10 protein-coding genes are annotated in these 8,649 nt (G+C 54.4%); 9 read left to right on the top strand and 1 reads right to left on the bottom strand.

Annotated elements, in window-relative coordinates; all coding sequences use genetic code 11:
- The coding region (locus WIH05_RS09045) for an aminotransferase class I/II-fold pyridoxal phosphate-dependent enzyme (RefSeq protein WP_337425279.1) at positions 1 to 855 on the top strand (855 nt) is incomplete at its 5' end.
- Positions 856 to 999: 144 nt separating this feature from the next.
- On the top strand, positions 1,000 to 1,533 hold the full coding sequence (gene rbr, locus WIH05_RS09040; protein ID WP_022273619.1) for a rubrerythrin: 534 nt from the start codon (positions 1,000 to 1,002) through the stop codon (positions 1,531 to 1,533).
- Between the two features lie 66 nt (positions 1,534 to 1,599).
- On the opposite strand, the gene WIH05_RS09035 is transcribed toward rbr, so the two are convergent.
- Entirely contained in the window at positions 1,600 to 2,166 is a 567-nt protein-coding gene (locus WIH05_RS09035; protein WP_022273620.1) for a flavin reductase, read from the bottom strand.
- A gap of 287 nt (positions 2,167 to 2,453) precedes the next feature.
- Here WIH05_RS09035 and pyrH point away from each other — a divergent pair, with 287 nt between their 5' ends.
- The 7 genes from pyrH to ispG all read left to right on the top strand — a co-directional run.
- Positions 2,454 to 3,158 carry a UMP kinase gene (gene pyrH, locus WIH05_RS09030; RefSeq protein WP_022273621.1) on the top strand — a complete coding sequence of 235 codons (705 nt, stop codon included), beginning with the start codon at positions 2,454 to 2,456 and terminating at the stop codon, positions 3,156 to 3,158.
- Positions 3,159 to 3,170: 12 nt separating this feature from the next.
- On the top strand, positions 3,171 to 3,725 hold the full coding sequence (gene frr / locus WIH05_RS09025; RefSeq protein ID WP_022273622.1) for a ribosome recycling factor: 555 nt from the start codon (positions 3,171 to 3,173) through the stop codon (positions 3,723 to 3,725).
- Between the two features lie 77 nt (positions 3,726 to 3,802).
- Complete coding sequence (locus tag WIH05_RS09020; protein ID WP_022273623.1) at positions 3,803 to 4,531, top strand: isoprenyl transferase; 729 nt, start codon at positions 3,803 to 3,805, stop codon at positions 4,529 to 4,531.
- 11 nt (positions 4,532 to 4,542) lie between these two features.
- Positions 4,543 to 5,349 (top strand): phosphatidate cytidylyltransferase, encoded by an 807-nt coding sequence (locus WIH05_RS09015; protein ID WP_022273624.1) that lies wholly within the window; start codon positions 4,543 to 4,545, stop codon positions 5,347 to 5,349.
- A gap of 19 nt (positions 5,350 to 5,368) precedes the next feature.
- Positions 5,369 to 6,532, top strand: coding sequence for a 1-deoxy-D-xylulose-5-phosphate reductoisomerase (locus tag WIH05_RS09010; protein ID WP_337425278.1), 1,164 nt, complete (start codon positions 5,369 to 5,371; stop codon positions 6,530 to 6,532).
- Between the two features lie 12 nt (positions 6,533 to 6,544).
- Entirely contained in the window at positions 6,545 to 7,624 is a 1,080-nt protein-coding gene (locus tag WIH05_RS09005) for a M50 family metallopeptidase (RefSeq protein ID WP_022273626.1), read from the top strand.
- 45 nt (positions 7,625 to 7,669) lie between these two features.
- A partial coding sequence (gene ispG, locus WIH05_RS09000; protein WP_337425277.1) for a flavodoxin-dependent (E)-4-hydroxy-3-methylbut-2-enyl-diphosphate synthase occupies positions 7,670 to 8,649 on the top strand: 980 nt, incomplete at its 3' end.

The raw sequence follows: 8,649 nt of genomic DNA, 5'->3' as shown, positions 1-8,649 counted from the left end.
GTGGGCGGCACCCAGACCAACGCCACAGTCATCGACGGGCTTTTATCCTCTTATGAGGGAGTGGTTTCCGCAGAGACAGGCCATGTGAACTGCCACGAGTCCGGAGCCATCGAGGCTTCCGGCCATAAGGTCATCACACTTCCCCATCACGAAGGAAAGCTGGACGCGGGGGAGCTGGAAGCCCTTTTAAAGACGTTCTGGGGAGACGAGACGTATGAGCACATGGTATTCCCGGGCATGGTCTACATCTCCCATCCCACGGAATACGGTACACTGTATACAAAAGACGAGCTGAAAGGCCTCCATCAGGTCTGCAAAGCGTATGGGATCCCCCTGTATATGGACGGAGCAAGGCTGGGATACGGTCTTGCGGCCCATGGTACAGACGTGACCCTGCCGGTGATCGCCGAGTACTGCGACGCCTTTTATATCGGAGGAACAAAGGTGGGGGCTCTCTGCGGAGAGGCCGTTGTGTTCCCGAAAAAGGAGCGGGTTCCGAAGCATTTTTTCACCATCATCAAGCAGCATGGAGCACTTTTAGCCAAGAGACGCCTTCTGGGGATCCAGTTTGATACACTGTTCACCGATGGCCTCTATATGGAGGTAAGCCGCCATGCCATCCGGATGGCTGAGATTTTAAAGCAGGGGCTGAGGGAAAAGGGCTATGGCTTCCACATCGACTCTCCCACGAACCAGCAGTTTGTGATCCTGGAGAACAAAAAGCTGGAGGAGTTAAGGAAGGAAGTGAGCTTCAGTATCTGGGAGAAAAAGGATGCGGACCATACGGTGGTGCGGTTTGCCACCAGCTGGGCCACAAAGGAAGAGGATATCCGGAAACTCCTGGCGCTGATGTAATAGCTGTCGTCTGCTGGCCTGGCAGCGGACCCAGAATATGGAATGTGAAAGATGTGTGAATTTCGAATAGGATCCATTGACTTTTGACATAATAATCCATAAAATAAAAATGTCAGTAAAAACATTCTTATGGAGGGAATTGCAATGGAATTAAAAGGAAGTAAGACAGAGCAGAATCTGATCGCTGCATTTGCCGGCGAATCCCAGGCCAGGAACAAGTATACGTATTTTGCCAGCGTCGCAAAAAAAGAAGGCTATGAGCAGATCGCCGCGATCTTCCAGGAAACGGCAGATAATGAAAAAGAGCACGCCAAAATGTGGTTCAAGGAATTATCCCTCCTGGGAAATACAGCAGAGAACTTAAAAGCCGCTGCAGCCGGAGAGAACTATGAGTGGACCGATATGTACAAGACCTTTGCCCAGGAGGCGGAGGCCGAAGGCTTTACAGCTCTGGCCCATAAGTTCCGTATGGTGGCGGAGATCGAAAAGACCCATGAGGAGCGGTATTTAAAGCTTCTTGAGAACGTGGAGATGAAAAAGGTCTTTGAAAAGAGTGAAGAGGTGATGTGGGTGTGCAGGAACTGCGGCCATATCGTGATCGGGAAAAAGGCCCCGGCAGTCTGTCCGGTCTGCGCCCATCCCCAGAGCTTCTTTGAAGTAAAGGCAGAGAATTATTAAAAGTGGATCCCCCGGAGCGCGGCCCCGGGGGATTTTTTCGGAAAAAACTAAAAAGGCGCTGAAGATCTATTTTTTGAGCTTCAGTCCGTCTTTAAAAGCCTCTCCGACTCTTCCGGATACCTTATAATAGCCGTGGGTATAGGGATCAAAGGCGATGGCGTTTACCCGGTCCATATCGACCCGGTCCCCGTCCATGACGCTTTCGTCTGCGGTCACGTTCACGACCTTTCCGATGACGCCGCAGCCGTATGCCCCATCCTGGTATTCAATGAAGGTACATTCCAGGCAGAGAGGGAATTCGTTGATCACTGGAGCGTCCACGAATTCGGACCGGCTGGCAGTGAGGCCGCTGTTGGCAAATTTATCAGGTGTCTTATTGCCGGATTCCACTCCGAAATAATCGGCCTCCGTCACATGGGCGGCGTCAGCGATGCTTACGGTGAAGGCGCCTCTTGCCTTGATGTTTTTTACGGTCTTATGGGCTTCGGAAAGGTTAAGGGCCACATTGCCCCGTTCCTGCATGGTGCCCCAGGCGGCGTTCATGACGTTTACGCTTCCGTCCTCATTGTAGGTGGCCACCATTAAAACCGGCATGGGGAAAATACCTTCGGTCAGATCAAGCTTTTTTCTCATTGTGATTACCTCGCTTTTATATGAAATTGACGGGAACTGTTCCTTATTCTTCTATTATATCTCATGGAAAAAGGAATGCAAGTGCTGATATGAAAAGACGGCTGAAAGCGGGAACCTGGAGAACCTTTTAAATCCATGTTGGCAATTCACAGAAAGTATGATATAATTTCCTACAAGCAAAAAAGAACGGTTCAGCCATGCCCCTTCCTGCCGCCTGCGGCGGACCGGAAGCGCCGGATCCCTGATGGCTGGACGGTTACAACAAAATACATAGGAGAGCGCAGAGAATGAAAATGAAACGCGTTTTTTTAAAGCTCAGCGGCGAAGCGCTGGCTGGTCCAAAAAAAACAGGTTTTGACGAGGATACGGTAAAAGAGGTTGCAAGACAGGTGAAGCTTTCGGTGGATGCCGGCGTCCAGGTGGGCATCGTCATCGGCGGAGGAAACTTCTGGAGAGGCCGTACCAGCGACGCCATCGACCGTACCAAGGCGGACCAGATCGGAATGTTAGCCACTGTCATGAACTGTATTTACGTATCTGAGATCTTCCGGAACACCGGCATGAAGACCCAGATCTTAACCCCCTTTGAGTGCGGCTCTATGACGAAGCTGTTTTCCAAGGACCGGGCCAATAAATACTTTGAAAGAGGCATGGTAGTATTTTTCGCCGGAGGGATCGGACATCCCTATTTCTCCACGGATACGACCATCACACTGCGGGCCATTGAGATGGATGCGGACTGCATTCTCCTGGCCAAGGCCATTGACGGCGTTTATGACAGCGATCCCAGGATCAATCCGGCTGCGAAAAAGTACGATACAGTTTCCATCCAGGAAGTGATCGACAAGCAGTTAGCAGTGGTGGACCTGACGGCGTCCATCATGTGCATGGAGCATAAAATGCCCATGGCCGTATTCTCCTTAAACGAGGAAAACGGCATCGCCAATGCCATGCAGGGAAATATTAACGGTACCATCGTTACCGTTTCATAACAGGAGGTTATTATGAAAGAACAGTTAAAGATCTACGAAGAAAAGATGGATAAGACCATTGACAGCCTGATGAATGATTACGCCTCCATTCGTGCCGGACGCGCCAATCCGCACGTTCTGGATAAAATCAAAGTAGACTATTATGGAACTCCGACCCCGATCCAGCAGGTGGGAAATATCTCCGTGCCTGAGGCCCGGATGATCCTGATCCAGCCCTGGGAGAAGAGCCTGTTAAAGGCCATTGAAAAAGCGATCCAGACCTCGGATCTGGGCATCAACCCCAACAACGACGGTTCCTGCATCCGCTTGATCTTCCCGGAGCTCACCGAGGACAGACGTAAGGAGCTGGCCAAGGATGTAAAGAAGAAGGGCGAGAATGCCAAGGTGGCAGTCCGCAATATCCGCCGCGATGCCAACGATACCTTTAAGAAGATGGAAAAGAACGATGAGATCTCTGAGGACGATTTAAAGGATGCTGAGGAAAAGATCCAGAAGATCACCGACAAGGCCATCGAGAAGATCGACAAGGCTGTGGAGAACAAAACGAAAGAGATCCTTACAGTATAAGATAAGATCACAGGGGGCAGGGAAACCTGGCCCCTGTCTTTTGAAATCCGGCCAAGGATGCCGGACGGGAGGAAAGAATGGAAGAAAATCTCAAGATTCCTGCCCACGTGGCGCTGATCCTGGATGGAAACGGCCGCTGGGCGAAAAAACGGGGCCTTCCCAGGCAGCTGGGCCATAAAAAGGGCTGCGAAACTGTGGAGCAGATCGTAGAAGACGCAGCCAGACTGGGGATCCGGTACCTGACGGTCTATGGATTTTCCACAGAAAACTGGAAGCGGCCGGCAGAGGAAGTGGGAGCCCTGATGCAGCTGTTCCGGTATTATGCAAAACGGCTTTTAAAGATCGCCAAGGCCAATAATGTGCGGGTAAGGATGATCGGAGAGAGGAGCCGGTTTGCGCCGGATATCGTAGAGGGGATCGACAGCCTGGAACGGGAGACAAAGGACAATACAGGCCTTACCTTTGTGATCGCCGTCAATTACGGGAGCCGGGATGAGATCACCCGGGCTGTAAAAAAGATCATGGAGGATGTGAAGGCCGGAAGGATCACCGAGGAGGAGATGACGGAAAGCCGGTTTGCCTCCTATCTGGATACTGCCGGGATCCCGGATCCGGATCTTCTGATCCGCACCAGCGGGGAGCTGCGTCTTTCCAATTACCTGCTCTGGCAGCTTGCTTATTCGGAGCTCTATGTGACCGACTGCCTCTGGCCGGATTTTAACAAAGAGGAATTACTGGAGGCCATCCGCCAGTATAATAAGAGAGACCGCCGGTTCGGCGGCGTTTCCCAGACGGAGAAGAAGTAAGGGGTGACAATATGTTTACGACCAGACTGATCAGCGGGATCGTTTTGGTGATCCTGGCGGCATTTCTGCTGGTTAAGGGAGGGACGCTTCTGTTCCTGGTGTCCCTGGCAATTTCCCTGATCGGCCTTTTTGAGCTGTACCGGGTCATGAAGATCGAAAAGGAGCTGCCGGGCCTGGTGGGCTACGGGGCCGTTCTGGCGTATTATGCCATCGTATGGACTGGCATGGACCGTCATGTGACCTTCCTTGCCATCGCAGCGCTGATGCTTTTAATGACCATCTATGTGTTTACGTTCCCTAAATTTACCACCGAGCAGATCACGGTGGCCTTTTTCGGGATCTTTTATGTGGGGCTGATGTTTTCCTACCTGTATCAGGTGCGCTCCATGCCCGACGGAAAATACCTGGTGTGGCTCATCGTTTTAAGCTCCTGGGGCTGTGATACGTGTGCCTACTGTGCGGGAATGCTCCTTGGAAAGCATAAGATGGCGCCGAAGCTGAGCCCCAAAAAGACAGTGGAGGGAGCCGTGGGAGGCGTTCTGGGAGCGGCCCTCCTGGGCTTTTTATACGGCGTATACTTTGAAGGCCATATGGTGGAGCTGGCCCGGCCCGGCGTCATCAGCGCCGCTGCCTGTGCCATTGCGGCTGTGATCTCCCAGATCGGGGATCTGGCGGCCTCTGCCATCAAACGGAACCACGGCGTCAAGGACTACGGTCATCTGATCCCCGGCCACGGCGGGATCTTAGACCGGTTCGACAGTATGATCTTTACGGCCCCGGCCATTTACTTTGCAGTGATGTTCCTGGGCTTACGATAAGAGAAAGAGGGAAAGCGGAATGAAGACCATAGGGATCCTCGGCTCCACCGGCTCCATCGGCACCCAGACCCTGGATGTGGTGCGGGCCAACGGGGATATTTCAGTAAAAGCCATTGCGGCGGGAAGCAATATCAGGCTCCTGGAGGAGCAGATCCGGGAATTTAATCCGGCTGTCTGCGGCGTCTGGGACGAAGAAAGGGCAGAGGACCTGGCCCTGCGGGTCAGGGATACGGATACAAGGATCGTATCCGGCATGGACGGCCTCATGGAGATCGCGGCCATGGACGGATATGAGATCCTGGTGACGGCGGTGGTAGGGATGATCGGAATCCGTCCCACCATGGCTGCCATCAAGTCGGGAAAGGACATTGCCCTGGCCAATAAAGAAACGCTGGTGACGGCAGGCCATCTCATCGTCCCCCTGGCCAGGGAGCACCAGGTGCGCCTTCTTCCGGTGGACAGCGAGCACAGCGCCATTTTCCAGTGCTTAAACGGAGAGCATAGAAATAAGATAGATAAGATCCTTCTGACGGCCTCCGGAGGCCCCTTCCGGGGCTGGACCAGGAAGCAGATGGAGCACGTGCAGGTGGAGGATGCCTTAAAGCATCCCAACTGGTCCATGGGAAGAAAGATCACCATCGACAGCTCCACCATGGTCAACAAGGGCCTGGAGGTGATGGAGGCCAGGTGGCTCTTTGACGTGGACCTGGACCGGATCCAGGTGGTGGTGCAGCCTAAAAGCATCATCCACTCCATGGTACAGTTTGAGGACGGGGCCGTCATGGCCCAGTTGGGAACGCCGGATATGAAGCTTCCGATCCAGTACGCCCTGTATTATCCGGAGCGGCGGCCCCTGGCCGGGGACCGGCTGGATTTCTGGAAGCTTACGGAGATCGCCTTTGAGAAGCCGGATCCGGAGAATTTCCGCGGCCTGGCCCTGGCCTATGAGGCAGGAAAGGCCGGAGGCTCCCTGCCGGTGGTATTCAACGCGGCCAATGAGTTTGCCGTGGCGGAATTCCTGGACCGCAGGGCCGGATACCTGGAGATCACGGATATGATCGCCGAGTCCATGGCCCATCATACAAGGATCAGCCATCCGTCTCTGGATCAGGTCCTGGAGGCGGAGCAGGAAACGTATGAGTTCCTGCGCAGACGGCAGGAAAAGAATAAATTTCAGATATAATGGAGGGACAGCGTGATACTGGCACTGGTTGTCTTAAGTGTGATAGTTTTATTCCATGAGTTCGGCCATTTTCTTCTGGCCAGGCTCAATGGGATCACTGTGGTGGAGTTTTCCCTGGGATTTGGTCCCCGGCTCCTTTCCCATGTGAGTAAAAAAAGCGGGACCAGATATTCCTGGAAGCTGTTCCCCTTTGGCGGCTCCTGCGCCATGCTGGGGGAATTTGGCGACGAAGAGGGAGAGAATGACCCGGAGGACGGAAGCGGAGTCTCGTTTTTCTCAAGATCCCCGGCAGCCCGGATGTCCGTGGTGGCCGCAGGCCCGGTCTTTAATTTTATCCTGGCCTTTGTATTCGCCATGGTCATCGTATCCTGGTCCGGTTATGATCCGGCAAGGATCCAGGAGGTGACGCCGGGCCAGGCGGCGGATGCGGCAGGGCTTAAGGCCGGAGATGTGATCACAAAGATCGGCGGCCGCCGGGTGATGATCGCCAGGGATGTGGTCCTTAAGATGCTGGTAAACGGGAACCGGGACATTACGGTGCAGTATGACCGGATGGACGGAGAGACTGGAAAATGGGAGAGCCATGAGGCGTTCCTGGATGCGGATCTTTTTACGCTCCAGAACGGCCGGTATCTGACCGGGATCCAGTTTTCCGGCTACGAGTCCCTGGGCTTTAACATCCCGAAGATCATAAAATACGGAGCCGCAGAAGTACGGTACGCAGTGCTTACTGTGGTGGACAGCTTAAAGGAGCTGGTAAAGGGCCGGATAAGCGCCGACGACATTGCAGGTCCGGTGCGTATCGTCTCCATCATCGACGATACGGTGGACCAGGTGCGGCCTTATGGCCTGGTAACGGTGTTTATGAACATCCTGAATCTGATGGTGATGTTTTCCGCCAATCTGGGCGTCATGAACCTGCTGCCGTTCCCGGCCCTGGACGGAGGCCGTCTGGTGTTCCTCGCCTACGAGTTGGCGGCGAAAAAGCCGGTGGACCAGAGGATCGAGGGCGCGGTGAACATGGCCGGAATGGCGCTTCTCATGGCCTTTATGGTGTTTGTGCTGTTTAACGATGTGAGATTCCTTATGTAAGGCCGTCGGTCTGGAAGGCGGTCCTTGGAAAGTTTGGAGGGTTTTATGTACAGGGAAAATACGAAGGTGATCCGGATCGGAGATAAGGTGATCGGCGGAGGGAATCCGGTGCTGATCCAGTCCATGTGCAATACGAAAACAGAGGATGTGGAGGCCACGGTGGACCAGATCCTTAAGCTGGAGGCCGCCGGCTGTGACATCATCCGGGTGGCGGTGCCCACCATGGAGGCGGCTGACGCCATCCGCCGGATCAAACGGGAGATCCATATCCCTCTGGTGGCGGATATCCATTTTGATTACCGGCTGGCCATTGCCGCTATGGAAAGCGGTGCTGATAAGATCCGGATCAATCCGGGGAACATCGGCGCCAGGGAGCGGGTCAAGGCCGTGGTGGATAAGGCGAAGGAGTATAACATCCCCATCCGGGTGGGAGTCAACAGCGGCTCCCTGGAGAAGGAGCTGGTGGAACGGTACGGGGGAGTCACGGCGGAGGCCCTGGTGGAGAGCGCAAAAAGGGAGGTCCAGGTCATCGAGGAGCTGGGCTACGATAATCTGGTGGTGAGCATCAAGTCCTCAGATGTGATGATGTGCGTCAAAGCCCACGAGCTTCTGGCCAGGGACTGCCGGTATCCCCTCCATGTGGGGATCACCGAGTCGGGGACCCTGCTTTCTGGAAATATTAAATCCTCTGTGGGCCTGGGGATCATCCTCTATGAGGGCATTGGGGACACCATCCGCGTTTCCCTGACCGGGGATCCCGTGGAGGAGATAAAGAGCGCCAAGCTGATCCTCAAGGCGCTGAAGCTGAGGACGGGCGGCATCGAGGTGGTCTCCTGCCCCACCTGCGGGCGCACCAGGATCGACCTCATCGGCCTGGCCACCCGGGTGGAGGAAATGGTGGCGGATATCGACCTGGATGTGAAGGTAGCCGTCATGGGCTGTGTGGTCAACGGACCGGGAGAGGCCAGGGAGGCAGATATCGGAATTGCCGGAGGCATTGGCGAGGGCCTGCTCATTAAGAAGGG

The sequence above is a fragment of the Alitiscatomonas sp. genome (assembly GCF_037242085.1).
GTDB classification, from domain to species: Bacteria; Bacillota; Clostridia; order Lachnospirales; family Lachnospiraceae; genus Alitiscatomonas; species Alitiscatomonas aceti.
The sequence above is the reverse complement of the archived record's forward strand: the minus strand, read 5'-3'. Positions and strand labels throughout refer to the sequence as shown.